Genomic DNA, 25,234 nt, shown 5'->3' on the forward strand with positions numbered 1-25,234 from the left:
GTAACTATTGCGTATAGAGCCTTTCTGATGGCGGCGACAACAGGAACTAACAGGAGGAGGCAACTGCTTTCTCCTAAAGCTACATATAGGTTAGCTGATAGGATGATTGATGTGAAGGCTTCTTGTTTTGCATCTATTTTCAAATATAAAATGTATGCGCTTACTCATTTGTGGTAGCTTAGTAAGTAGAATGGCAATCGTTCCATAATGATCATTAACGGGGTGAATCATTAATGAAGAAAACATTGCATACAGGACCGATCAAGTTGCCGAGGCTGCCAGACCCTAAGCTGTGGGTGAGCAAAGCGCCGTTTGGGCTAGGACGCATTAAGCCGCATCATATTCGTGATACGCTCAAGGTAGCGTGGGATAACCGAGACAGCTTGCCGTATGCGTATCGGATTTTGACGCAGGGTGTATGTGACGGCTGTGCGCTTGGCGTGTCCGGTTTATATGATCAGACGCTGGAAGGACCTCATATTTGTACGACGAGATTGAATGTCTTGCGGCTGAATACGATGCCTGCTATCAAAGGCGATGTGCTGCATGGCGATATTGAGGAGCTGCGAAAGCTCGATAGCACGCAATTGCGCAAGCTGGGAAGGCTGCCTTACCCGCTGATAAGAAGCAAGGGAGAAAGAAGCTTTCGCAGAATTTCATGGGATGAGGCACTGGACCGCATCGCTGCCAAAGCGAGGGCAATAGACCCGAAGCAGATGGCTTTCTACTTAACTGCGCGCGGGATAACGAATGAATCCTATTATGTGGCGGCAAAGGCGGCTCGGCTCATTGGGACAAATAACATCGATAACGCTTCCCGCATTTGCCATTCTCCATCCAAAACAGCGATGAAGCGCTCTATTGGGGTAGGCGCCTCTACCTGCAATTATAAGGACTGGATTGGTACGGATGTGCTCGTTTTTTGGGGCAGTGTGGCAGCGAACAATCAGCCTGTATCGACTAAGTATATGTACGCAGCTAAGCGCAAGGGTACCAAAATCATCGTGATCAACCCCTATCGCGAGCCGGCAATGGAGGGCTACTGGATACCGTCTATACCGGAATCAGCTCTCTTTGGCACGAAGCTGGCAGACGATTTCTATCAGGTGAATATCGGCGGTGACATTGCTTTCATGCACGGCGTCATGAAATGCTGGTTTGAGATGGAGGAGGAGCAGCCAGGCTCAGCGATCGATCATGCTTTTGTAAGCGCGCATACGAAGGGGTACGAGGAGCTGAAGGCTCATATTCAGCAGCAGGACTGGGAGCTGCTGAAGAAATCATCCGGGCTGACGAGAGAGCGGATGCAGGCTTTCGCTGCTTTGCTTGCCGAGGCGAAGTCAGGCGTATTCGTATGGAGCATGGGACTGACGCAGCATCGATTCGGCACGGACAATATTTCGCAGGTTGCCAATCTTGCGCTGCTCCGAGGTTTTCTCGGGCGGGAGCATTGCGGCTTGATGCCGATTCGCGGTCATAGCGGCGTTCAAGGCTCAGGCGAAATGGGGGCTGACCCCTTCAGTCTGCCTGGCGGTGAGTTCAAAGGAGCGGATATCCGCCGTTTAGAGGAGCTTTGGGGCTTCAAGCTACCGGATTGGCAAGGGGACATTGTTGGCGTATCGCTTGAAAACGCAATGTTGAAGGAGCATGCGGATCGCAAGCTGAAGCTGTTCTATACATCAGGCGGCAATTTTATCGAGACGATGCCTGATCCTGATTTTGTGAAGCGCTGCTTAGAGAGCGTCGAATTGCGGGTGCATCAGGATATCGTGCTGAACAGCTCGACACTTGTAGATGCGCAGGAGGAAGTTATCGTACTGCCTGCCATGACAAGGTATGAACAGCCAGGCGGAGGTACGTCAACCTCGACGGAACGAATGGTTTATTTTTCGCCAACTATTGAAGGGCCGAGGATCGAAGAAGCGCGTGCGGAGTGGCAAATCTATGCGGATTTAGCTGCACGCATTAGGCCGGAGCTCAAAGCGGCTATCGCGTTCAAAGACGCTGCTAGCGTGAGGGAAGAGATTGCGATGGCTTCACCGAACTACGAGGGCGTAGAGCTGCTGCGGAACCAAGGTGACGTATTCCAATGGGGCGGGGCGTGGCTGTGCGAGGGTGGTTTTTGTCCAACTTCTGACGGGAAGGGCAGTCTGCTGCCCATTGAATTGCCAGAGCTGCGTATACCGGAAGGGCATTTCTATGCAACGACAAGGCGCGGAAAGCAGTTTAACTCTATGATTTATGGCGAGAAGGATGCATTTAACGATGCAGGGCGCTACGACGTGCTGATGAATGAAGCGAATTTGTCGGAGCTTGCGATCGCCGAAGGTGATGCGATTGTTGTATATAACCGAAGCGGGAGCTTCCATGGCAGGGCGAAACCAGCGGATATTGCGCCAGGCAATATCGAGTTGTATTGGCCGGAAGGAAATAGTCTATTTCCAAAAGGAGTATATGAGCCGTTTGCAGGCATACCAGAGTATAATGCTTCCGTTATCGTGGAGAAGGCTGAAACCTATCATGCCTTTAAGGATACCAAGTATATGGAGAAGCGGATTGTGGAGCTGGAAATCGAGCCGCCGGCGTAGAACTGCTGTGGTCGTAATGATGCATAAGCAAGCTGAGCGTGGAAGGGGAGTATTCGAATGGATCTTTCGAACACGACAAAATGGCGCATACTCAAATACGATAGCAGCGGCCACTGGGAGAAGGATGACGACATCGCTGCGGAATATCCGCTTACTCTGAAGCTAGGCGGTGAGGAATTTGCAACGATGGTATGCTCGCCATCACATTTGCAGGAGCTGGTCATTGGTTTCCTTGCTTCCGAAGGGGTTATACGTGCTGCCGGTCAGGTGAAATCGCTGCGGATCGAAGAGGATACGGGTTTTGCCTATGTTGAGCTAGAGCATAAGCATACGTTAAGTCAGGATCATTACGCGAAACGGTTTATCGGATCATGCTGCGGCAAGAGTAGGCAGTTTTATTTTCACAATGATATGCTGACGGCCAAAACGATCATGACCCGCACCAAAATATCGGCTGAGCAATGTATTCGCTTTATGCGCGAGCTTCAAGAGGCATCCTCGGAATTTCGCAGCACGGGCGGTGTTCATAATGCAGCCATTGGAACGCCATCGGAGCTGCTTGCAGTAAGAACGGATATTGGCCGCCACAATGCGCTCGATAAGCTGTTCGGCTATTGTTTGCTGCACCGTGTTCGAACTTCGGATAAAGTGATTGCATTCAGCGGCAGGCTCTCCTCGGAGGCGGTGCTGAAAGCGGCCAAAATCGGCTGCGGTATCATGCTCAGTAAGTCGGCGCCTACTGATCTTGCTCTTCGTTTGGCAGAGGATTTAGGCATTACCTGCGTCGGTTTTATTAGAGGCGGAGAGATGAATGTATATACCCATCATGACCGAATCGATTTCGGCGATGGATTGACAGCATGGTAGTGATTGTATATCATTTTAAATGAAAATGATTATCACCATGTGAGAAGAAGGAGTTTATGATGCTTTTACGCTTTTTTGCTTATTACAAGCCTTACAAGAAGCTTTTTCTGCTTGATTTCTGTTGTGCAGTAGTGCTGGCGATTCTTGAGCTGTGCTTCCCCTTGGCAGTCAGCTATGTAATAGATACGCTGTTGCCTGACGAGAACTGGGGCCTTATTGTTACTGCCTGTGCTATCTTGCTTCTGATTTATATTATTAATACACTGTTGCAGTATGTGGTCACCTATTGGGGCCATATGCTTGGTATTAATATTGAGACGGACATGCGGAAGAAGCTGTTCGACCACGTACAGAAGCTGTCCTTCCGTTTCTTCGATAACACGAAGACCGGTCATCTAATCTCGCGTCTAACGAATGATTTATTCGAGATTGGCGAGGTTGCCCATCATGGCCCAGAGGATATGTTTATAGCTGCGATGACGCTCGTCGGAGCGTTCGGCATTATGGCGTATATTAATTTGGAATTAGCCATTCTTACTTTTGTTATTGTGCCGATCATTATCTGGCTCGTTCTGATGTTCAACGGTAAAATGACGAAAGCTGCGAATCGGTTGTTCTCGGATATGGCCGATTTTAATGCTCGGGTTGAGGATACGGTTGGCGGGATTCGTGTTGTTCAAGCTTTCTCGAACGAAAGCCATGAGAAAAAGCTATTCAAGGTGAACAACCTGCGTTTCCGTGAAGCGAAGCTCATTTCCTACAAAATCATTGGTTTGAACTCTTCGATTACCTACATGCTGATGAGACTTGTATCTGTATTCGTATTGATTGCAGGCACTTGGTTCGTTATTAAAGGTGATCTGAAGTACGGCGAATTTATTAGCTTTGTTTTGCTTACGAACATCTTCTTTAAACCGATTGAAAAAATCAATGCAGTTATCGAAAGCTACCCAAAAGGCATTGCCGGCTTTAAACGTTATGTTCAGCTGCTGGAGACAGCACCTGATGTTGCGGATAAACCCAATGCGAAAGAGGTTAACCGCTTAAGCGGGAATATTGAATATCGGAATGTTACGTTTGGTTATGAAGGCGAAGCGAAGGTGCTTCAAAATATCGATCTTACTATTCGTGCAGGTGAGACAATTGCTTTTGTTGGACCTTCCGGCGCCGGCAAAACGACGCTTTGCAGCTTGCTGCCGCGTTTCTATGAAATTGAAGGCGGAAGCATCTCCGTCGATGGCTATGATACTCGCGATTTGAAGCTGGATTCTCTCCGGAAGCAGATCGGTATCGTACAGCAGGATGTGTTCCTGTTCGCAGGTACGATTAGAGAAAACATCAGTTACGGTAAGCTTGGCGCATCGGATACAGATATTTGGGAAGCCGCACGCAGAGCGAAGCTGGAGGAATTCATCCACGCGCAGCCGGACGGACTGGAAACGGTAGTAGGCGAACGCGGCGTTAAGCTGTCTGGCGGACAGAAACAGCGGCTTGCGATTGCGCGGATGTTCCTCAAAAACCCGCCGATCCTTATTCTCGACGAGGCAACTTCGGCGCTCGATACTGAAACGGAAGCAGCAATCCAGCAGTCGCTGGCAGAGCTGTCCGTAGGCCGCACAACGCTCGTTATTGCACATCGCCTCGCTACGATCAAAAATGCGGATCGCATTGTTGTTGTAACGGAGCAAGGAATTACCGAGCAAGGCCGTCATGAAGAGCTTGTATCGGCGGGTGGCATTTACAGCCGCTTGCATAAAGCACAGTTTGGCAATAGATAATTTGAATTTGAATGAAGGCTGCCGATATCGATGAATCGGCAGCTTTTTTTTTATTAACAAAGCAGCCGAGGCTGTTTATCACTAACAGATAGAATGAAACAAACAGGAACTGCTACGCATCAAGCTCAAATATTAATCCTACAAATTAATCCCACACATCCGCCATTACAACGTACTCCACTCCATGCTAAAGGAACACTAAAGGCTTGATCTTGTTTAAACGGTATTAGCAGCGCCTGACAATACTTCTTGTTTGTCTTTCTTTGCGCCTGTTTTCCTTCTCTTATAAAACGACAAGAAGGCCGATGTAACGGCAATCGACAAGGCAGAGTACAATCCACTTTTAAGCGAAAATACGGATAGACTAGTGAGGACAACTAGAAAATCGAATGCGAAGTTGGTAATGCCAGCGTTGACGCCATGCTTTTTGTGCAAATAGATGGCTAGTATTGTCGCGCCGCCGAGCGAAGCACCGTTGCGGAATAAGGCGGTAATGCCTGCTCCGATGAATAATCCTCCGACGATCGCTCCGATTAGTGGCGGAATCGTAAAGGCAGGCAAGATATCGTTTATTGCACTTAATGAGGAGAGCAGCGCGATAGCACCAATAGTTTTGAAGGTAAAGGATTTGCCCATGTAAAAGTAAGAGAAAATTAGAAATGGAAGATTGAGCAATAAAAACAAATAGTGGAATGAGACTTGCAGCTGGGGTGATAAGCTTAAAGAGAGTCCTGCTGTTCCTCCAGTTACGATATGTGAATGCTTTAAAATGACTAATCCGCCCACAGTAACGAAGCAGCCTATTGCAATAAGAAGCCATTTGCTGATATTTTCCTTCATTTTGTAATCCAATATGCGTAACATCTCACATGCACCGCCTGCTTAAGTTTGTTACTATAAGAATACAAAACAGCATCAATTGTATATATGATAAACAGAATGAAATTGATGTGAATTTATATAACATTGAACGAATTTTTATTGCTTTTCCTGCAAAATGAAGGAGGTTGTGATCATGGATCAATTGGATCGTATGCTTCTCCAATTACTGCAGGAGGATGGCCGAATAACGGTGAGTGAGCTGTCCAAACGATTGTCTCTCAGCCGCCCCAGCATATCTGAGCGTCTGCTGCGCTTGCAGGAGAAAGGCATCATTACTGGATTCGGCGCACGAGTATCGCCTGCTGCTATCGGCAGAAACATACAGGTCATCATTCAAATGAGCGAATTGAAAGTATTTCCGATGGAGTTTGAGAAGCGCATCATGAATGATGATGAAATTATAGAATGCCACCGGGTAACAGGAACGGTCAGCTATGTTCTGAAAGCAGCGATAACGGGGATGGATGGTCTAAGCGAGCTTGTAGAGAGGCTTATGCCTTTCGGCAATGTCAACACGTCGGTCATTCTCTCTTCGCCTGTAATGAACAAAACTATACTGCCTAAGGAATAAACAATTAACAGAGTAAAGGGGACGTATAAGATGGAACAAACGAAGACACTAATTGAAGCATATAATCAAGCCAGCTATCCGTTAATCGGTCATGGAAAGCGGAATGTACAGGTTCTCAAAGAAGCGCTAGAGCAGTGGGACGCAGAGCAGGATAGCGATATGTACGGCAATGGAGCGATAATTGAGAATTTTGAGGAAAAGATGGCTAAACTGTTAGGCAAAGAATCGGCTGTATTTTTCCCCAGCGGTACAATGGCTCAGCAAATTGCGCTTCGTATATGGTGTGACGAGAAAGGAAATAAGAAGGTCGGTTATCATCCTTTAAGCCATCTGGAGATTCACGAGAAAGACGGCATGAAAGAGCTGCATCATCTTGAAGCTGTACTGTTGGCGGATGTAGAAAGGCCTGTCCTTCTTCATGATTTGCTTGGTCTAGAGGAAAACATCGCTTGTTTGCTGCTGGAGCTGCCGCAGCGCGAAATTGGCGGACAGTTGCCGGAATTTGCAGAGCTCAAGGCTATGTCGGCATTTTGTCGGGAGAGAGGAATTAAGCTTCATCTGGATGGTGCGAGGCTGTTCGAGATTCTTCCGTATTATGAAAAGTCTGCTCAAGAGGTTTGCGCGCTCTTCGACAGTGTATATATTTCGTTCTATAAAGGAATTGGCGGTATTGCAGGAGCGATATTAGCCGGAGATCGCAGCTTTACAGAGGAATCGAAGATTTGGAAAAGACGCCACGGCGGTGATCTCATCAGCTTATATCCCTATATTATTGCTGCAGACTATTACATGGAGCGGCGCCTTCCACATATGAAGAAGTACTACAGGGAAGCGCAGGAGCTTGCTGCATTATATAACGGGTGCGAGGGCATGAAGACCATCCCGGAGGTACCTGTTTCCAATATGTTTCATGTTCATACCACAGCAAAGAAGGAGCAGCTTGATTCAATCCTAATCGATATCGCAGCGAAAACAGGCATCGGCTTGACGCAATCTGTCCGTGATAAAGGCGAGGAAGGCTGCTATTTTGAGGTTAATATTGGCGATCGGTATGATGCGGCTCCTAAAGAAACGCTTCTTGAAGCTTTTCGATTGCTGGACAATAAGCTGCAACAGAAAGGGGAGAGGGAATAGCATAAAAACTTTTAACTCGATTATGTCTGCATATCATGCTAAGTTATAAATAGTGGAAAATGAGATAATTTCTGATAAAATTCTCGTTTGTTTCATTAGGCATAAGTGCAGAGGGGGAAATGAGGATGGAAAAGAAGCCGTGTTTAGGTTGTCAGCTGGCCAATCATGAATTAGAGACTCAAACCGTATACGAAAATGAATGGGTGACTTGTCTTCTAGATATAGCACCGCTTAATGAGGGTCATCTGCTCATACTCCCTAAGAAGCATTTTCATGATGTCGATGATTTAGACGAGTTAACCGCTAATGAAATTATGAAAACATCTGCGATGCTGGCAAGGGTGCTAAAGGTACATTTTCAGCCAGACGGTATAACGATTATTCAAAATGGCGGAAAATTCAACGATTTGACGCATTATCATATGCATGTGTTCCCTCGGTATGATTCGGATGGGTTTGCTTGGGTGGAGCCTGTTGATTTTACACATGCAAAGGAGCGTTTAAGCGAAACACGAGAGAAGCTGCTAGTGGCAATCCATGATGTTAGCACATAATGTGAAATGAGGCTAAAGAAGGAGTGATCCATTCTGAAAAAAATCATTTTACTAATTGTTTGCTGTTTCCTTGTATTTGGTGGTTCTTATGTCTACTCGAAAGCGAAGCCGCCTTTAACAGCACAGGCGTTCTCTTCAACAAACGATAGACAAATTGTTTTAGTGATAGTCGGGAATAAAAGTTTGGTTGGATCTATCGATATTAATGAAGTATTAATAAATAATGGCGACGTGCCTGAGCGAGTCAAAATACAAGTTAGCAGTCCTGCTAAAGGTTTTATTGTAACCGACCGCTTCGATGAGACGGAAGAAAAGGATTACTCATTTAAGGATCTGAATGAAGTGACCATTCCAACAGGAACATCCCCGCAGGCACAGACGGCCAAAGAGAATAAAGGCAAAGTCACAGATGCGGATCATACCTATGCCCTAACAATAGGGGATAAGCAAACGATTGAATCGGTCACGATCAAATATAACCACCTCGGGATTTCGCATAAAATAACGATTTCGACGATAAAGGTTCAATGAGCTATACTACGTACAACATAAAGAATGATTAACGAGGTTAGTTTTTGATGAGGCTAAACGTTGGATAGCAATAGGGGTTCCAATTTATAAAATAGTACAGAGGAGGTATGTATTCATATGAAATATTCCTTTTGTGCAGGAGCGGCTTCTGTGGGATGTATCATGTTGAGCTGCCTTTTATTGTTTTGGAACCCTTACACGGATATACTGGTGAGTGATAAAACGATTCTTATCGTGTTTATGATGTTGATCCTTCCAGCTTGTATAGGAATTTTAGCTGCAATTTTGAGAAACCGAATGTTAATGCTAGTGGTACTCATCTGGTCGCTGCCGTATGGCATTTATTTATCTGTAGCATCTATACCGAGTATTTGGAATCTCTATGCAGCGGTTCTCATTTTATATGTCATTTCCCTAATAAGGAAAGAAACCGCATATAATGGGGCATTATAAAGCAAAAAAAGACATGAAAGGACGAGACGAAACAATGGAGAAAGCAAATCAAAAAATTAAAACATTTTTTATGTTTGAAGGCAGAGCGGAGGAGGCTATGAACTTCTACACTTCATTATTCGATCAATCCGAAATCATAAGCATCCAGCGATACGGAGCGAATGAGACAGGCCCTGAAGGAACCGTGATGAAAGCTACATTTTCTCTAAAAGGACAACAGTTTATGTGTATCGATAGCGGCGTCAACCATGGCTTTACGTTCACACCTTCAATATCTTTGTTCGTTACCTGCGATACGGAAGAGGAAATAGATCAGGTTTTTGAAAGCCTATCACTTGAGGGCAGCATACTCATGCCGCTTGCCGCTTATCCGTTTAGTGAGAAGTTTGGCTGGGTTTCAGATAAGTTCGGCGTTTCATGGCAATTAAGTCTTGAGAAAAGCTGATTGCTCCCTATTCCCCATCCGTTTCATGCAAATTGGGAAAGGCTGAAGCAGGCAAGAGAGAGATTCCAAGAACGTAGAGTTGAAATTCAACATATTCTGTACCCTGTGCGTTACATATGTGCACATTTTAATTCTGAAGTCATGTTTACTTTAGATTCACAGCTATTTAAACAAACAAGGCATAATGAACAGCCCTAAAGCGCTCGCTTTGGAGATTTACCACTTCGCAAATCCCAAATTCCCCGAAGATGTTGATGTTTACATTCCAACTCATGAATAGTGCTGATGCAGAAGATAGTGGACATATTCCACCGTCTTCTGCATCTCGCTAGCGCAGCTTCAAGTTTGAAGCAGCTATAGCATCTCAACCTTTAGGTCAGGGAAACGACCTTGCAGATCTGCTAAACGATCTAGTAGTGCAGCTTTATCAAATGGATATTTAAAAATGTCCGGATTCGGCTTAAAGGTAATGCTTGTGCCTGTTTCCTTCGTCATGCCTAAGACAAGCAGTTCACTTTGCGGTATGCCATGTTTAAAGTCTTGACGAAATACTTTTCCTTCACGGCGAACCTCTACAGAAAGCTGTTCAGACAAAGCGTTAACTACAGGCATGTTTATGCCTTTTAACCCTTCGGAAGCTACAACGGATGCGCTTTTATTGTAATGCCCAAGCTCCGTAAGCACAGTTTGTACTGGAGTTGTCTTCGACTGAGGGAAGGCTTGAATCGGAATGCCTCGACCATTATCAGAGACGGTAATACTTGTATCGCTGTGAAGCACGATATATAGCTCCGTACTATAGCCTGCTTGGTGCTCCAACACCGAATTATCAATGACGGACCATAAAAGATGATTCGGATCGTAACCCTCTTTATTTTCGCCTAAATACTCTTCAACGTTATTTCTAGCCTCTGTAAGCTCCATATAATGGCTCGTATCGAGCAGATCAGTAATAGCGGTCAACAAAAGCAGCAGCGGAAGCGTTCGATGAGCAGGCAGAGAATACTTGCCTCCACGTTCCTCTTGAACCAAAAGGTCAGCCCCGAGTAAGGCTTTGGTATGGTGGTAAAGCTGCCCCGTAGTTCCCAGGTTTAGTCGTTCTACGATATCTGAGCCGGAGAGAGGCTCCAGCAATACAGCAAGCAGGATGTCGAGCCGCTGCTTATTTCCGAGTGCTGCCAAAATTTTTGCTGCTTTATCGGTGTCAAGACCAAGTAAGTGATGGACTTCTTGCTGCCTAGGGTCCCACCTGAAGCCATTGTGCCCGCGATATTGCCCGGAATAAAAGAGGCTGCCTAAATCATGCGGGACTTCATCGTTTAATGAGTTCTCATTTAAATTCATAGTTAATGCTTGTTTTGGAGAAGGACGAGTATTAATGACCTGACTTAACATTTGTTTGAGCTCGTTCATCTCTTTGGTAAGTAAATCAAGCTCAGTTCCGTAGTCTCTAGAAGCGGTCAAACGGCATCACCTCTTAATATTATTGTTTTACGTAATTACGTTATACAATAAATTTATCATAAGTTCAGTGAATTGTAAACAATGACCAAAAACTTTATGGTACGATGAACAAATATTTTAATAGCAGGCCTAACATTTAAGGGGGTAAAGCATTGTTTTCGAAAAAGAGGCATGTGAGGATAGATTGGGAATGCTCCATTGAGGACGAAACAGATGCTCGCGTCTGTGTTTATGTCACATTTCCAGATTACTCCCGGTGGGTAGCTAATTTTTATACGGTAAAATGTATCGAATCCATCCGTAACGATCGGCTGAGCAGAGGGGACAATACGTTCGTCTGGTCAGAAGAGAATTTGATTATTGTCGATCAAGTAAGTCGAGCACATATTGAGAAAATTATTGATGAGAGTATTGAACAAAATACATTCGAGTATTTATTTAAATATTTTGGCTGGGTTCATGCACCGAATGTTAGACAATATCCTGGCGGTTTCTTCGAAAGCAAGGGCACTATCGATCCGATTATAATCAGCAGCCAAGCGAGCACACTACGCGAAATGTTGGAGCATGCCAGCGACGAATTAAGAGAGGTGATCAAACAGTTTCTGTTTGGCGAATGGCAGGCGAGGATCGAGCATCTTAAGCTGATACCCAAACTTGAAGCTAAACATATGAGAGTGGCTCAGGCAGAGCTTGAGGGTCGTGACATGAAGCGCGAGTGGGAAGACATTTTTGCAGAGGGTTTGGATGCCCAAGAAAAGACGAACATTTATATGGAACAATATTTATGGCATGTTTTCAGCTATGCAAAAAAATCATGCTTAAGCGATGAACAAGCGGTAGAAGCATTCCGTAATGAGCCTAAAAAGGCATGTTATGTCTTCTATCAGCAGCATGATTTAGTGTTGCTGATAGAAGATGCAGCGCGTTTAATGCCTGAGGATGTGGAAGGCGAGCAGGACATCTATATTGTAGATGAGCATTTTAAGTGGACCTATGTGGTAACCCATGAGTCTGAATTAGGGCCATATTTTGTTAAGGCACAGTATACTCGCTAATCGTTACTCCAGGATCGGAGCCGTATTTCATGGTTTCGCCAGAGATCGAAATTTCCTTTACTTCATTGCCCAGTTCATCTACTAATACATGCCTAATGCCTCGCACAGGCCGAGGACTAGAGGTTTTATAGATACCCTTTTCCGGAATATTAATGACTTCATATCCTTTTTTCTTAGAGATAGGCGGAGAGTTTGAATCGCCAAAATGAATGACAACAGTGCCGTGAAAGCTTTGCGGAATGTGATGGATAACTGGTCTGCTTTTCTCAACCTCTGAGACCAGCATATTGATCGGCAGGTATATGATTACAAGTGAAGCAAGCAAGAAAATGAGATAGCCCTTCTCTTTTATAGCAACAAGAGAACCTACAGAGAATACAATTGCAGAGCTGGCAAATAGTAAAATAAACAGTCCGAACTCAGGAGAAAAGAGATCCTGTATTCCCCATATTCCTAAGCCCATCATAACGGTTACGGAAGCTGCGGCAATGATACTTAGAACAATTAGCAGGGCAGTACGCAGAAAAATAGCCGACTTCCTCCATCGGAACATCAGGGTGTAAAACGGGAGAATAAGGAATAGATATGAAGGAAGCGTCCAGCCGATTAGCTTGCTCGAATCACTTCCGAGGCTCTGATCATACACGAGCGCCCAATAACCTAAATAAGCGAGTACGCCTGCAAAATAGCTGGCTATAGCAACTAAAACGTAAAATAGCTTTTGTTTCATTGGGACAACACCTCTTCTGTGTGTATGGGAGCTTTGTACCCCTAAAGCATAACGTTATACTGAATATCGCAATAGTTCTATCTTTTGTAGTACCGACCTCACGAAGCGCTTGGAGCAAGAACATCTCCAATAATGATTAGCCGCAAATAAGGAGGAAGTAACATGAAACGTATCCTTTCAGGAATAAAACCAAGTGGGGAGCTTAATATAGGCGGTTATGGAGGTGCCTTGCATCAATTTGTGAAAATGCAGCATGACTTTGAGTGCTTTTTCTTTGTGCCGGATCTTCATGCGGTGACTGTTCCTCAGGACCCGAAAGAATTGTTTCAGCGTTCAAAGGACATTGCGGCATTTTATATTGCAGCTGGAATTGATCCTGAAAAAGCGACGATTTTTATACAATCGCATGTGCCTGCTCATGTCGAGCTGGGATGGATAATGGAGACTCAGGTTCACTTTGGAGAGCTGAGCAGAATGACGCAGTTCAAAGAGAAATCAGATGGGAAAGATTCTGTCAGCTCTGCTTTGTTTACGTACCCTGCCTTGATGGCAGCGGACATTCTCCTTTATCAAGCGACCCATGTTCCTGTCGGGGAGGATCAGAAGCAGCATTTAGAGTTGACTAGAGATTTGGCTGCGCGATTTAATAGTCGTTTTGAAAAAACATTTGTAATTCCTGAACCAATCATCCCCACTATTGGCTCCCGTATTATGGGGCTTGATGATCCAACTAAAAAAATGAGCAAGAGCAACCCCAATAAAAATAGCTACGTGCTGCTACTTGACTCGCCAGCTGATATTCGTAAAAAGCTCGCAAGAGCTGTTACCGATTCAGAAATGTCTGTGCGATATGATTGGGACAATAAACCTGCGGTCAGCAATTTGATCGAGATCTATGCGGTGTTCTCAGGAGAGTCCACCGAGACGATTGAAAGGCGTTACGAGGGCCAAGGATATGGCGGGTTTAAGAAGGATTTAGCCGAGGTTGTCGTCGAGAAGCTAGTACCTATACAAGAGAGATATAGAGATATTATCGATTCAGATGAGCTGATCCGTATCCTTAAAGAAGGAGCGATGAGAGCCTCGGAAACGGCTCAAATAACGCTTGTTCAAGCGAAACGCGCCATGGGATTCGTAACCTTTTAACCGAGCAGATTTTGATTGCGGGTAGAGATCAAAATCAACAGGAAAATCTCCAGTTAATTTTGCGATTATGCCCGTATATTCTGAATTAGAAGGAATTTGTACCGTTAAATCAATGGAAATGGGCTGTTTCCTAAAATACTGCCTAGATTAGCGGGAAGATTTCCCGTTAAATTGGTTTTTATCAGAAAAGAGCGAATGATAGCGGGAGAAATTCCGGTTAGTTGGTTTTTCTGAAAGCCTATAAGGCAGGACGCCGTCAAGAATGAGTGGATTGGGATGAGTGAGTCACCAATACAGTAAAAAAAACGGTCAATCCCGCCTCTGCAGTGGAATTGACCGTTTTTTCATTTGTATCTGAGCGGCTTACACTTCTTTGCGAGTGAAATAAAGTAGGCCAATTGCAAAAAACAAAACAAAGCTGCTCGTTATCGTAATGAGCAAGTTTTCTAAAGGGAGCGCAAAAGCGCCGAAATTGTCGCCTTCGAAGCTTAGCATCGCGAGCATTGGTTGTGCCCATGGGTAGAAGGGCGCGAAGCGTTCAGAATTAACGATAAGCATATTAGGCAGCGTAAGCATCACATTAATGACGAGTGGAGCGGCAAAGCTGCTCCAGCTTACAGATACGAGCAGTTGAAGCGCGGCAAGCGGGAGGCAGGCAAGCCAGCCGCTGCCAACTCCTTTCAGAAGCATTGCCCATGGAAGCGGGCCGTCGATGCCTTGATAGGTCGCTGCAATAATAACTGCTCCTAGAAACAAAAGCTGCGTTATGGCAAGGAGAACAGCAACTACACTGAATTTGGCGAAGTAGAGTCCGATTCTAGACACAGGCAGCGTAAGCAGCTGCTTCCAGCCTCCTCCTACATGCTCGTATCTGCATACGAAAGCGGACAGAATGCCCGTTAATATTGGTAAGAACAGCATAGCATGGAACGAAGCCATCGAAGCAATGAGTAAGGCATATTGAGCGGACGCATCCGGCGAATCAAACGATATTAACATGCCGAGAGCAAGTGACAGCAGCGAGCTGAGCGGGATGAGTATCCAAATAAACGTTTTGAATAACTTAATCCGTTCCGCAGCGACTAAACGTAGGAAACCCATCATTTCAATTCACATCCTTTTTGATGAAATGAAAGGCGCCAACAAGTAGAAGGATGCACCCGAGCAGAAAGCCTCCACCTACGAATAGCTCTCGCTGCGGATCCATATAACCTAGCATCGGCCAGTTTAACGGCAGCAGCTTTGACCAATCCTTTGAAATCAGGCCTGTGAATATGGAGCTGATTGCGATCAACACGCCAAACGTAATAGGAATGGCTTGATTTTTCATGGTCATGCATAGCCATACAAACAGCGCAAGCGCCGGGAGCGATGCGATAAACGGCAGGAAGCAAAGCCGCAAAATATCGATTACTGGCATCTCTTTAAGCCCGAATCGTAACGATAAACCAAGCGCAGCGGTACCTATCGCCAGCAAAACACATGATGAGAGCAGCAACAGGAAGCTTAATGCGAATTTGGAGCGGAACACGGCACCCTTGGAAATAGGAAGGGCGAGCAGCTGCTTCCACGCATTTGTGTTATGTTCGATATTTGCTAGCAGGGAAGAGACAAGTGTCACTCCAAGGAATAGCGAGATTGGAACAAACATTTGGATGTCCTGAAGCAAGACCTCCCAGAGTCTCCCTGCATATCTATTCGTTAAATAATCATAACGAAGTCCGTAATTAAGAGCTTGCATAGCAATCAATCCGATAGGGCCAATAAAGATAAGAAACCATAGCCCTTTGCCGCGTATTTTCAAAAAATCAGCTGAAAGTGCTTTGAGCATCATAGCTTACCCTCCCCGACAATTTGCAGGAAGAGATCCTCCAGTGATTTGCGTTTTTCCTCGACACGGTAGATAGAGTGGTCTCGCTCTACGAGATTTTTGACAATGCGTGCAAGCGCAGGGTTATCGGTATGCTCCAGCATAATGGCGGAACCATTTTGTACAGCGCCCACACCTTGCCGCTGCAAGGCAGCAAGTGCTAGCTCTGGCTCAGACACAACCAGCGATATTGTGCCTTGTGCCTGTTCATGCAAATGGCTAATCGTATCTTGGAAGACGAGCTCCCCCTGACGAATAATACCGACGGTTCCTGCTGTAAGCTCAACCTCGCTTAACAAATGACTGGATATAAGGACGGTAATGCCGTGCTGCTTAGGCATTTCTTTAATTAATTCACGAATTTCCAATATGCCGGATGGATCTAGTCCATTTGTCGGCTCGTCGAGCAGCAGCAGCTCTGGGCTGCCAAGCAATGCGCTTGCGATACCTAGTCGCTGCTTCATCCCAAGCGAGAAGCCTTTCACTGGACGCCTCGCTTCCTTGGCCAGTCCAACGATGTCGAGCACTTCAGCAATTTTGGATACAGGAGCACCGAGTATGCGGCGAATAGCTTCTAGGTTGTCGACGGCGCTTAAATGGCCATAGTACGAAGGGTATTCAACGAGCGAGCCGACTCGGCGCAATATAGATAACCTTTCCTTGTTCAAAGATTTCCCGAAAATATGAACCGATCCGCCCGAGGGCTGGATTAATCCGAGCAGCATGCGGATTGTCGTTGTTTTACCAGCGCCGTTCGGTCCAAGGAAGCCATAAATATCACCTTTTGCAATTTTTAAATTCAGATTGGACACCGCATAACGCCCTTTATAACGTTTGCTTAGTCCTTTCGTTTCGATTACCCATTCATTCACGTTAATCACCTCATTACTTACATTAACGGGTGAAGGTTAAACGAAGAGCTCCCCAAGTTTAAATTTTGTTTAAAAAAATTAAAATCAATTTGAATAAATGTATATGGTCGTTCCACTAGCTTGGGTATCCCTATGCCATTCGAGCTTCATTTCTTTCAGAAGATAATCGACAATGGCTAGCCCAATGCCTGCACCTTTGCCCGTCGGAGCAGCCTCTAGCCCGTTGCCATGATCGCGAATAACGAGCGCAGATTGGCCTAGGTAATACTCAACAGTAATGCCGATGTATTTGCCGCCGCTCGCATGCCTCGTCACATTTTGAAATAGATTATCAAGCACGCGGCGGAAACCTGCCTTATCGACAACACGGAGCATAGCGCCATCAGGCAGCTCCACATCAGCGACAATACCTTCCTGTTCCCAAAGGGGATACCAAGACGCGGCGCTCTCACGAACTAATCGCAGCAGATCCAGTGGCTCCAGCTTAAGCGGATAGCGGCCACTTGTCATGAGCGTGTAGGAAAGCAAATTTTCAATGAGGCTGTCTAAGCTGGTTATTTTTTGCTCCATTTGCTTCACAGCTGCTTGCGCATTCAAGCTTAATGGTTCCTTATGCAAGGAATACAGATGGCTGTTCATGACGGTTAATGGTGTCCTCAGATCATGCGACAAGCTGGCGATGAGCTGCTTGCGAAGCTCTTCCTCTGCACGCTCGCGCTCCTTGCTCTCTTTAAGCTGTTCAACCATCTGATTAAAAGCGGTCTCCAGCTGCCCAATCTCATCATTTTTGTTAATAAGGATTGGCATCGGAAGACCGTTGTCGCCATGCAGCGTCATCGCTGATTGCAGACTGAGCAGACGTTTGCGAATATGCCGGAAGAAGAGCAGAGATATCAAGAAGAAAAAGGCGAACATAATAAACAGAAACGCCAAATAAAAGGGTGTTCCTGAACCGATTGGCTTATTAATCTGAATGATGGAGCGCTGCAGCTGCATCACCATAAACCCAGGCTCCTTATGGTCTGCGCCAAGGAAGGACACGACCGTAAAGGGATCGCTGTCGATGCTTGCTTTCATAAATTGAATGGAGCTGGCAGGTGTCCACTTGCTTGGAAGCTGCTCTTGTACAGGAAGCTGCAGCCTTGTTGATCCTGCAGAGTCAACCCAGAAGAGGGAAGCCTCGGGGTAAGTTTGTTTTAGCTCGTGCAATCTTTTGTCGATTTGAGCGGGATCTTTCTCCGTTAACTCGGCGGCCTGCTTATGCCAAATTGTAGTTAATTCTTTCCCGCTGCCATACTTTAAATAGTCCATATTAGCGGTTTGTGTATTTTCTTGAATGAGTATATAAAGAATAGAAGCCACCGGAAATATGATCGGAATAAATAGAAAAGCAAACAAAATAATAAGCAGGTAGCGAGACAACAAGGTTTGGCGAAACTTCATGCCTCCAGCATGTGGTTTGGGCTTCTTCATGCGCGCACCCGATAGCCGATGCCGCGTACCGTCTCAATAATTTCAGGTGCAGCGGGGTTTCGCTCGATTTTCTCCCTCAAATAACGGATATGAACCATCAACGTTTTATCTCCATCAATAAAGGATTCTCCCCATACGGCCTCATAGATTTGCTCTTTCGTAAGCAGTTGTCCCAAATGGCGCAGCAGATAGCTGAAAATGTGAAACTGCTTGCCTGTCAGCATAATTTCTTCCCCGGTCTCGCGGTTCTCCACCCGGTTTTGCTGCTCATAGACAAGCAGATGCTTAATCGCCAAAGGTTCAGCAAGGCGTGCGCCTGACCTGCGAAGGAGCACTTCGATTCGTGCGGTCAGCTCGTCGGGATGAAAAGGCTTGGTGAGGTAGTCGTCAGCGAACTGCAGCCCTTGCAGCTTATCATCGATGGAGGTGCGCGCTGAAAGCATGAGAATCGGGACATCCGGCGCCGCTTTTTTCAGACGTTGTCCAATAGTAAAACCATCGAGACCCGGCAGCATAACGTCTAGGATGACGAGTCGGCAGCCTGCAGCGGCCTCGAGTGCATGCTCGCCATTTTTTAACCATTCAACCTTATAGCCTTGCTCTTGCAAATGCTGTGAGACAAAGCTTCCGATTTCGATATCATCTTCAATATATAGCAGTGATGCCGTCATTTTTATAAATTTCCTTTCGTTCATTCATTTTGATTCCTTATTTTAACTGGTCTGCTTCGATTATACGGTAGAGCTTGGCGGAATGCATACCATTAAGCAACGTTTGATGTGAATCAGCAATAGGAATTTATTTGAAAATATAGAAAGGGACCTAGCCGACAACGGCTAGATCCCTTTCTATTCATTGCTTGGTCAGCCCTTGCTTCCAGGCTCCCGTACTTTCTTTCCTTTTTCCCACCTAAATACTTTGTTTAACACTTTGAATACCCACTTTGACTCCTTAGTCAGAAGTGGTCCCAATATCGCCAGAATGAGTACATACAAGGCAGCGAATGGCTGCAGGAGCTCAAGCAAGCCGCCTGCTTTGCCGAGGTTCGCCATAATGATGGAGAACTCGCCGCGAGATACGATGGTCAAACCTATATTAGCCGATGCCTTCGGCGTTAAGCCAGCACTTTTACCGGCTAACATGCCTGCCAAGAAGTTGCCGAATAATGTAACGGCAACTGCACCAAGTGACAGCCATACGGCTCCGCCAAGTGCGAATGGGTCGATGGTCAGTCCGAAGCTGAAGAAAAATAAAGCGCCGAAGAAGTCACGGAAAGGCAAAATCATATGCTCAATTCGCTTCATGTGAACAGTCTCAGCTAGTACTAAGCCTACAAGCAAAGCGCCGATCGCCTCAGCGACGTGAATCGTTTCAGAGAAGCCTGCTACGAGGAACAAGAAGCCGAATACGAGCAGCAGAAAAAGCTCGTTCGAGCGAATATTGAGAATTTTGTTCAGAAGCGGTGCAGCCTTCCTGCCGATAATCAAGAAGAGCAGCATGAATCCTAATGCATAGGAAGCAGACAGGAGTACTCCGCCTAAAGATGACGAATCACTGAGCACGAGTCCGGAGAGCACGGAAATATATACAGCAAGGAAGATATCCTCGAACATAATGATGCCGAGAATCATTTCTGTCTCCGGGTTGGCAGTCCTCTTTAAATCGACGAGCACCTTCGCGACGATAGCGCTCGATGAGATCGTTGTAATGCCGGCGATGACCATGGTTTCCGCTACAGGGAAGTCGTTGATCCAGCCAAATAATAAGCCAAGTGAAAAGTTGATCAGAATATAGATCGTTCCGCCTACCGCTATTGAGCGACCCGATTTCATTAATCGACCCACAGAAAATTCCAGACCTAAATAGAACAGGAGGAACAGCACACCTAGCCGCCCCATGAATTCAATTAGTTCTGCACTATGAATAAACCTAAAGTCCAGTATGCCTACGTGCGGAGCATGTGGACCTACGGCCATGCCGATTAAAATATAAAACGGGATGACGGAAAATCGAATTTTTGCAGCTAACAGCCCGACTAAGGCGATGAGTATAACAGCAAGACCGATCTCCAGCACCATGTGATCCATAATTAACGGCTCCCATTTTGCAGCATCAGCTTAAGTAGCTTCAGATGCTGGCGTTCACCTGCAACGATGAGGGTAGTATCTGCTTTGAATATATAGTCGGGGCCGGGATTAATATGTTTTGCTTCCTTCTCAACCGCAGCGATAATGGTCGCTCCAGTCGTTTGGCGAATATCGGCCTGGCCGATTGTTCTGCCAATGCATGCGGCGTTTGGTTCAATCTTGTACCACTCAATCGTTAAATCATCGAGTGCGACTTCAATCGTTTCAAGCGCTTTCGGCTTGTAAGTCATACCGCCAATGATGGCAGCGACTTGTCTTGCTTCCTCATCCTCTAGGGTAACCATGGAAATGCTATCATCTGGATCCTCATAGTCAAAGTGATACATCTCACGGCGTCCGTCATCATGAATAATAATGACAAACTTATCGCCGCTCCTCGTCATAACTTGGTACTTTCGACCAATGCCGGGCAGATCGGATTCTCTAATATTCATTGTGTATGCCTCCTCATTTGTTGTTAGTATACGAACAAAATGAGAGGATTAACCAACGAAATGGGAAGTGAATTTAATCGGAGTCATGAGCAGATCGCGCAATCTCTGTCGATAAGTAGTGACGAGTGCGGATAGGGTTGTGGAACGCCAATAAATAAGCATGAGAGCATGCATATAGGCGGCAACGAGTGCGTTTTCAGGTAAAAATGTTGTGGCAGTGGTGCTCTGTTTGCGTACGGTTGACGTCGCATATTTGGCTGCCGCAGTAATGCGGCTTGCACCAGCTGTTAACTCAAACATATTGCCTGCTTGGTAGGCGAACAGCGCTGCGAGCAGCAGCGGAACAATAAGGAACAAGTTCATTAAATGCTTGCGGCTAATGCGACTGAAATCATGTATGCCATTGTTCATCTGTCCACCTCCAAAAGATTTCGTTAATATAAGTATAACTTATAAATTGAAAATTAAAAAGGCGATGTTACATATTAACAAAGAAAAATTGAATATTGCCCTCTATTCCCAGCTGTTTAATGAATTGACGATAAACCGTAAGCGTTATAAAATAAGTAAACGATTTTTTTAAGGCGAATAGAACGAAAAAGAGAGAAAGAAGGTTGTAATGGATGGGAGCAGAAGTGAAACAATTGTCACCGCTCGTACAAACGCTTGGTTTGAAGGAGCATATCGAGGGTGGCTGGTACAAGGAAATTTGGAAGGCTGGTTTCACAATACCGCAGGAGGTGCTTGGAGCTCCTTATTCAGGACCACGCTTCGCAGCATCATCAATTTATTTTATGCTTCATCCAGGTGAGTTTTCAGATTGGCATAAGGTTTATTCAGACGAGCTGTGGATGTGGCATTCGGGCAGTCCATTAATGCTTACGCTTGGCGGTACCGAAGATGCGCCGGAAACTAGAAAAGAAATTATTGTTGGGCCTGATGTGCTGGCAGGTCATCAGCCGCAAGCATTAGTTCCGGCTAACGAATGGCAAATGTCCCACCTGCTAGGGGACGAGCCTGTACTCGTTTCATGCGTTGTAGCTCCAGGTTTTCATTATGATGATTTCCAGCTCATTAAGCGATAATTACGATCATTAAATAAATGTTGAAGAGCCATCCGAGGAGTGAAGTTTCTTTCCCGGATGGCTCTTATTTTGCAATTAAGAAGATTCGTACGTGGCCTGTTATGACCAAAAGAACGAGGCTGGCTAAAAGATTCGGTGGCTCCAGCCGTTAAGTTTGGCGAATGCCTCTACGAAGTAGTAGTCTCCGTAAATAAGTGATACGTTGATGTTGGCGTTTTCAGGCTTATGTCCGGTGCCTTGGAGAAGAATTGCTTCATGGTCCGGATTGTCCCAGGTCGCATAATTCACGCTTAGTGAATACAGGATTCTCTCGGCAGCCGCGTTATAGATCCGGCGTTCCGCAGATGGAACCAGCTCGGTAAGTTCGAGCAGGCCGGATGCTGCGATGGCGGCAGCGGAAGTATCGCGCGGCTCATTTTCTATGTTTGCTACGCGAAAATCCCAATACGGCACATCGTCTTCCGGCAGGGCGGCGACAAAGTAATGCGCTACCCGCTTCGCCGCGTGCAAATAACGCTCAAGCCCGGTGCATCGGTAAGCAATCGCTAGGCCATAAAGTGCCCAGGCATTGCCTCGGCTCCACGCCGAAGAGCTGGAAAAGCCTTGACCGCCCAGCGGTTCTATAAACGCGCCTGTCTCCGGATCAAAAGATAAAATATGACATACCGAGCCGTCCTCGCGAATGGCGTAACGGAGGAAGGTATCCGCGTGACGTATCGCGATATGCTTGTAACGCGGGTCGCCTGTCGTGCGGCTTGCCCAGAACAATAGGGGGATATTCATCATGCAATCAACAATGGCCCAGCCGTAAGCCTCTTGCCCGTTCCACGCACGAATAAACTCGCCATTCACGTTGAAGCGGCCCGCTAGGAAGTTTGCCGCCTCCAAACCGATTCGCAGACCTTCCTGATCGCCCGTTAATTCGTATTTGATGACAGCAGTCGGCAGAAACTGAAAGCCCACATCGTGATGCAATTGTACCGGATACTCGCAGAAGCAGCGCTCCAGCTTGGCGTCCCATTCCCAAGCAGCTGCCTTGAATGACTCTTTCCCTGTTGCATCATGCATAACCCAGAGCATGCCGGGCCAGAAGCCGGACGTCCACCAGTTATCGTCTGTGTTGTCATAGATGCCGTTGGTTTTTGCCACATGAGGCGTTTTATCTCCAATTTGGTTTATCATGCGCTCTACCTTTTCGGTTAATTGCACCAATATTTTTTCTTTGTATGCCTGATTCATTTTGTAGTAAGCCTCCTCGTTGACCCATGATTGTGGTTAAGCTGCTTGCTATCATTATAGTCTCTGACAAATGGACAAAGTTACGCTACAATGGTTAAAAATGTTGTTCTGTTGACTTGTTGAAATGAAGGGGTGCAGTCAGTGAAGGGGACGCTGTTTCAGGAAATGGACTACGGGGGACTGTCTTTTCTTTGGTCATATCGCAACTGGTCGCAGCAAGATTTCGAGGGGTATTACCACTTTCATAGAGGTTTCGAGGTGCTGGCTGTGCATCAGGGACACGGCATGGTTACCGTTAATCAGAAGACGTACGAGCTTAAGCCAGGCATGCTGTTTTATTTCGAGCCCTATCAGCTGCATAATGTTTATGTGGAAGTGGATGAAAGCCGGCCATATGAACGCAGCGTCTTTCATTTCGACCCTGTATTTATGAAGGGCTACTTAAGAACGTTTCCGGCTCTTTATGACGTCTATAAACGAATGCTTCAAGGGCTTATCGTTTTGCAGGGCATAGATATGATCGATTGCAATGAAGAGTTGAATGCCGCTTGCTCCGCATTCCAGAATGGCCTACTCGCTTCCTCCGCCAGCAGCAACGAAGAGCAGAGCGCGCTTTATTTGTTAAAGGTATTGTCGTTAATTAAACGAAAGGTTATTCCGGGGCCCGAGCAGGAGGAGCATATGAAGCCTATTCGCCAATCGGAACGTGTTATGGCATGGATTGAAGATCATTACGGGGAGCCCTTCCAGCTGGAGCTGCTTGCGGACGAGCTCCATATGTCAAAATCTTATTTGTCCCGGCTGTTTCGGCAAGAGACGGGTAGCAGCATTACCGGTTATTTGACAGCCCGCAGAATGCAGCAGGCTTGCAGTCTGCTTCAAACGACGAACAAATCCATAGAAGTGATCGGTGAGCAGGTAGGGTTTACGAGCACCTCTTATTTTATTAGCCTGTTCAAACGGATTATGGGCGTATCTCCGCATCAATACCGTCTAAGGCTGTAGCGGGGAGCAGCGGCAATAGAATAGATGCTTCGTTCCAATTAAGGATTCTCTGCCTTGCGAAGCTGGTTCCGAACGCGGTATTTGCTGGGACTGGTGTGAAAATGATTCCGGAAGGCGCGGCTAAAATAAGGATAGCTGTGAAACCCGGAGGCTTCGGCGATATCTTCCAGTTTCATGTCGCTATATTGAATTCTCTCCGAGGCAATAGACAGCCTGATCTCAATGACATAACGCATTGGAGATTGCCCGAACGCTTGCTTGAACAAGTGGGAGGCTGTCGATACGCTGATGCCATAACGTTCGGCGATATGGGTCAGCGTCAGCGGATCGGTAGCATGTTTCTCCAAATACTGCTTCATTTTGTAAGGAATGTTAAGCTCCGGCCTGGAGGCCGCCGCCATCTTTACATACCTCTCGATAGTTAGACATAAAACTTTGATCAAAGCGTCCATCATTTCCGCATTATCCCCATGAATATTCCGCTTCTCATAAATTAGTTTTCTCCACAATGCCAAGAAGTCTTCCGCCGTATCCAGATGAACCTTGCTTGGAAAATCATTCTTGATGCACCACTGCTGAGCCCATACTCCGCTGCAGGATAAGTAGTAATCGGCACTCTCAATTGACTGGGAAACTTCAGTGTCTTTATCGGCTTCAACTACTAATCGGTAGTATTCCCCTGGCTTGCGGATGATCAGATCACCAGGCTGTACAACATATGTCTCATCATTAATCTCGACACGGCATGTCCCTTTTACCTGGAAGCGCAGGAGCAAGCGATTGTCGTTTGCGCCTTTTTGCAAGGAGCCGGTGAATGGAGAAGTATGATGAGAATAACCGATCAACAGGCAATCGATCCGCGATGCGTCCATCATTTGCTGCCACCTCCAAGTGAGTAAACTATTTCT

26 protein-coding genes are annotated in these 25,234 nt (G+C 46.1%); 13 read left to right on the forward strand and 13 right to left on the reverse strand.

The annotated features are described in order from the left end of the window. The first annotated feature begins 233 nt into the window (after positions 1 to 233). Genes AC1DOV_RS01355 through AC1DOV_RS01365 form a run of 3 tightly spaced genes read left to right on the forward strand, consistent with a single transcriptional unit; the run spans position 234 to position 5,233 of the window. The gene (locus AC1DOV_RS01355) at positions 234 to 2,588 is read left to right on the forward strand and encodes an FdhF/YdeP family oxidoreductase (protein ID WP_477548965.1); all 2,355 of its coding nucleotides are present in this window, start codon (positions 234 to 236) and stop codon (positions 2,586 to 2,588) included. A 57-nt stretch (positions 2,589 to 2,645) separates the two neighbouring features. Beyond that, on the forward strand, positions 2,646 to 3,455 hold the full coding sequence (fdhD, locus tag AC1DOV_RS01360) for a formate dehydrogenase accessory sulfurtransferase FdhD (RefSeq protein WP_339206430.1): 810 nt from the start codon (positions 2,646 to 2,648) through the stop codon (positions 3,453 to 3,455). Positions 3,456 to 3,514: 59 nt separating this feature from the next. Next, the gene (locus AC1DOV_RS01365) at positions 3,515 to 5,233 is read left to right on the forward strand and encodes an ABC transporter ATP-binding protein (protein WP_477549216.1); all 1,719 of its coding nucleotides are present in this window, start codon (positions 3,515 to 3,517) and stop codon (positions 5,231 to 5,233) included. Positions 5,234 to 5,449: 216 nt separating this feature from the next. On the opposite strand, the gene AC1DOV_RS01370 is transcribed toward AC1DOV_RS01365, so the two are convergent. After that, on the reverse strand, positions 5,450 to 6,097 hold the full coding sequence (locus AC1DOV_RS01370; RefSeq protein WP_477548966.1) for a YitT family protein: 648 nt from the start codon (positions 6,095 to 6,097) through the stop codon (positions 5,450 to 5,452). Between the two features lie 151 nt (positions 6,098 to 6,248). On the opposite strand from AC1DOV_RS01370, the gene AC1DOV_RS01375 reads away from it, so the two are divergent. The 6 genes from AC1DOV_RS01375 to AC1DOV_RS01400 all read left to right on the forward strand — a co-directional run bounded on the left by AC1DOV_RS01375 (position 6,249) and on the right by AC1DOV_RS01400 (position 9,803). Next, positions 6,249 to 6,686, forward strand: a complete 438-nt coding sequence (locus AC1DOV_RS01375) for an Lrp/AsnC family transcriptional regulator (RefSeq protein WP_477548967.1) — start codon at positions 6,249 to 6,251, stop codon at positions 6,684 to 6,686. Between the two features lie 30 nt (positions 6,687 to 6,716). Further along, entirely contained in the window at positions 6,717 to 7,820 is a 1,104-nt protein-coding gene (locus tag AC1DOV_RS01380; protein ID WP_477548968.1) for a threonine aldolase family protein, read from the forward strand. 125 nt (positions 7,821 to 7,945) lie between these two features. Then, positions 7,946 to 8,374: an HIT family protein gene (locus AC1DOV_RS01385; RefSeq protein WP_477510954.1), complete on the forward strand. Its 429-nt coding sequence runs from the start codon at positions 7,946 to 7,948 to the stop codon at positions 8,372 to 8,374. Between the two features lie 183 nt (positions 8,375 to 8,557). After that, positions 8,558 to 8,905: a hypothetical protein gene (locus AC1DOV_RS01390; protein ID WP_477548969.1), complete on the forward strand. Its 348-nt coding sequence runs from the start codon at positions 8,558 to 8,560 to the stop codon at positions 8,903 to 8,905. 117 nt (positions 8,906 to 9,022) lie between these two features. Further along, the gene (locus tag AC1DOV_RS01395; RefSeq protein ID WP_477548970.1) at positions 9,023 to 9,358 is read left to right on the forward strand and encodes a hypothetical protein; all 336 of its coding nucleotides are present in this window, start codon (positions 9,023 to 9,025) and stop codon (positions 9,356 to 9,358) included. A gap of 34 nt (positions 9,359 to 9,392) precedes the next feature. Next, the gene (locus AC1DOV_RS01400; RefSeq protein ID WP_339206440.1) at positions 9,393 to 9,803 is read left to right on the forward strand and encodes a VOC family protein; all 411 of its coding nucleotides are present in this window, start codon (positions 9,393 to 9,395) and stop codon (positions 9,801 to 9,803) included. A 354-nt stretch (positions 9,804 to 10,157) separates the two neighbouring features. Here the strand turns inward: AC1DOV_RS01400 and AC1DOV_RS01405 are convergent, their stop codons facing one another. After that, positions 10,158 to 11,267, reverse strand: a complete 1,110-nt coding sequence (locus AC1DOV_RS01405) for an ATP-binding protein (protein WP_441877805.1) — start codon at positions 11,265 to 11,267, stop codon at positions 10,158 to 10,160. A gap of 152 nt (positions 11,268 to 11,419) precedes the next feature. Here AC1DOV_RS01405 and AC1DOV_RS01410 point away from each other — a divergent pair, with 152 nt between their 5' ends. Continuing rightward, complete coding sequence (locus tag AC1DOV_RS01410) at positions 11,420 to 12,325, forward strand: DUF4275 family protein (RefSeq protein ID WP_441877807.1); 906 nt, start codon at positions 11,420 to 11,422, stop codon at positions 12,323 to 12,325. On the opposite strand, the gene AC1DOV_RS01415 is transcribed toward AC1DOV_RS01410, so the two are convergent. After that, positions 12,303 to 13,055: a DUF6843 domain-containing protein gene (locus tag AC1DOV_RS01415; protein ID WP_477548971.1), complete on the reverse strand. Its 753-nt coding sequence runs from the start codon at positions 13,053 to 13,055 to the stop codon at positions 12,303 to 12,305. The genes AC1DOV_RS01410 and AC1DOV_RS01415 overlap by 23 nt on opposite strands. A gap of 162 nt (positions 13,056 to 13,217) precedes the next feature. Between AC1DOV_RS01415 and trpS the strand changes: the two genes are divergently transcribed. After that, entirely contained in the window at positions 13,218 to 14,201 is a 984-nt protein-coding gene (gene trpS / locus AC1DOV_RS01420) for a tryptophan--tRNA ligase (RefSeq protein ID WP_477548972.1), read from the forward strand. 363 nt (positions 14,202 to 14,564) lie between these two features. Here trpS and AC1DOV_RS01425 read toward each other — a convergent pair whose 3' ends face one another. From AC1DOV_RS01425 to AC1DOV_RS01460, 8 genes are all read right to left on the reverse strand, one after another. Beyond that, positions 14,565 to 15,305: an ABC transporter permease gene (locus tag AC1DOV_RS01425; protein WP_076268437.1), complete on the reverse strand. Its 741-nt coding sequence runs from the start codon at positions 15,303 to 15,305 to the stop codon at positions 14,565 to 14,567. Between the two features lies 1 nt (position 15,306). Further along, a complete protein-coding gene (locus AC1DOV_RS01430) occupies positions 15,307 to 16,035 on the reverse strand; it encodes an ABC transporter permease (protein WP_441877813.1) in 729 nt (242 codons plus the stop codon). Next, entirely contained in the window at positions 16,032 to 16,943 is a 912-nt protein-coding gene (locus tag AC1DOV_RS01435) for an ATP-binding cassette domain-containing protein (RefSeq protein ID WP_339206451.1), read from the reverse strand. The genes AC1DOV_RS01430 and AC1DOV_RS01435 overlap by 4 nt, the downstream gene beginning before the upstream one ends. Before the next feature lie 84 nt (positions 16,944 to 17,027). Continuing rightward, complete coding sequence (locus tag AC1DOV_RS01440; protein WP_477548973.1) at positions 17,028 to 18,416, reverse strand: HAMP domain-containing sensor histidine kinase; 1,389 nt, start codon at positions 18,414 to 18,416, stop codon at positions 17,028 to 17,030. Next, positions 18,413 to 19,087, reverse strand: a complete 675-nt coding sequence (locus tag AC1DOV_RS01445) for a response regulator transcription factor (RefSeq protein ID WP_076268628.1) — start codon at positions 19,085 to 19,087, stop codon at positions 18,413 to 18,415. Before AC1DOV_RS01445 ends, AC1DOV_RS01440 begins: the two co-directional genes overlap by 4 nt. 192 nt (positions 19,088 to 19,279) lie before the next feature. Then, positions 19,280 to 20,503 carry a cation:proton antiporter gene (locus AC1DOV_RS01450; protein WP_477548974.1) on the reverse strand — a complete coding sequence of 408 codons (1,224 nt, stop codon included), beginning with the start codon at positions 20,501 to 20,503 and terminating at the stop codon, positions 19,280 to 19,282. 2 nt (positions 20,504 to 20,505) lie between these two features. Next, entirely contained in the window at positions 20,506 to 20,997 is a 492-nt protein-coding gene (locus tag AC1DOV_RS01455; RefSeq protein ID WP_339206454.1) for a cation:proton antiporter regulatory subunit, read from the reverse strand. A gap of 48 nt (positions 20,998 to 21,045) precedes the next feature. After that, on the reverse strand, positions 21,046 to 21,408 hold the full coding sequence (locus AC1DOV_RS01460) for a hypothetical protein (RefSeq protein ID WP_477548975.1): 363 nt from the start codon (positions 21,406 to 21,408) through the stop codon (positions 21,046 to 21,048). 212 nt (positions 21,409 to 21,620) lie between these two features. On the opposite strand from AC1DOV_RS01460, the gene AC1DOV_RS01465 reads away from it, so the two are divergent. Beyond that, a complete protein-coding gene (locus AC1DOV_RS01465) occupies positions 21,621 to 22,082 on the forward strand; it encodes a cupin domain-containing protein (protein WP_076268430.1) in 462 nt (153 codons plus the stop codon). A gap of 123 nt (positions 22,083 to 22,205) precedes the next feature. On the opposite strand, the gene AC1DOV_RS01470 is transcribed toward AC1DOV_RS01465, so the two are convergent. Beyond that, positions 22,206 to 23,321 carry a glycoside hydrolase family 88 protein gene (locus tag AC1DOV_RS01470; protein ID WP_477548976.1) on the reverse strand — a complete coding sequence of 372 codons (1,116 nt, stop codon included), beginning with the start codon at positions 23,319 to 23,321 and terminating at the stop codon, positions 22,206 to 22,208. 141 nt (positions 23,322 to 23,462) lie between these two features. On the opposite strand from AC1DOV_RS01470, the gene AC1DOV_RS01475 reads away from it, so the two are divergent. Continuing rightward, entirely contained in the window at positions 23,463 to 24,326 is an 864-nt protein-coding gene (locus AC1DOV_RS01475; RefSeq protein WP_477548977.1) for a helix-turn-helix domain-containing protein, read from the forward strand. A gap of 38 nt (positions 24,327 to 24,364) precedes the next feature. Here AC1DOV_RS01475 and AC1DOV_RS01480 read toward each other — a convergent pair whose 3' ends face one another. Next, a complete protein-coding gene (locus AC1DOV_RS01480; RefSeq protein WP_477548978.1) occupies positions 24,365 to 25,201 on the reverse strand; it encodes a helix-turn-helix domain-containing protein in 837 nt (278 codons plus the stop codon). Positions 25,202 to 25,234 lie beyond the last annotated feature (33 nt).

Source organism: Paenibacillus sp. 01T47, from assembly GCF_056398245.1.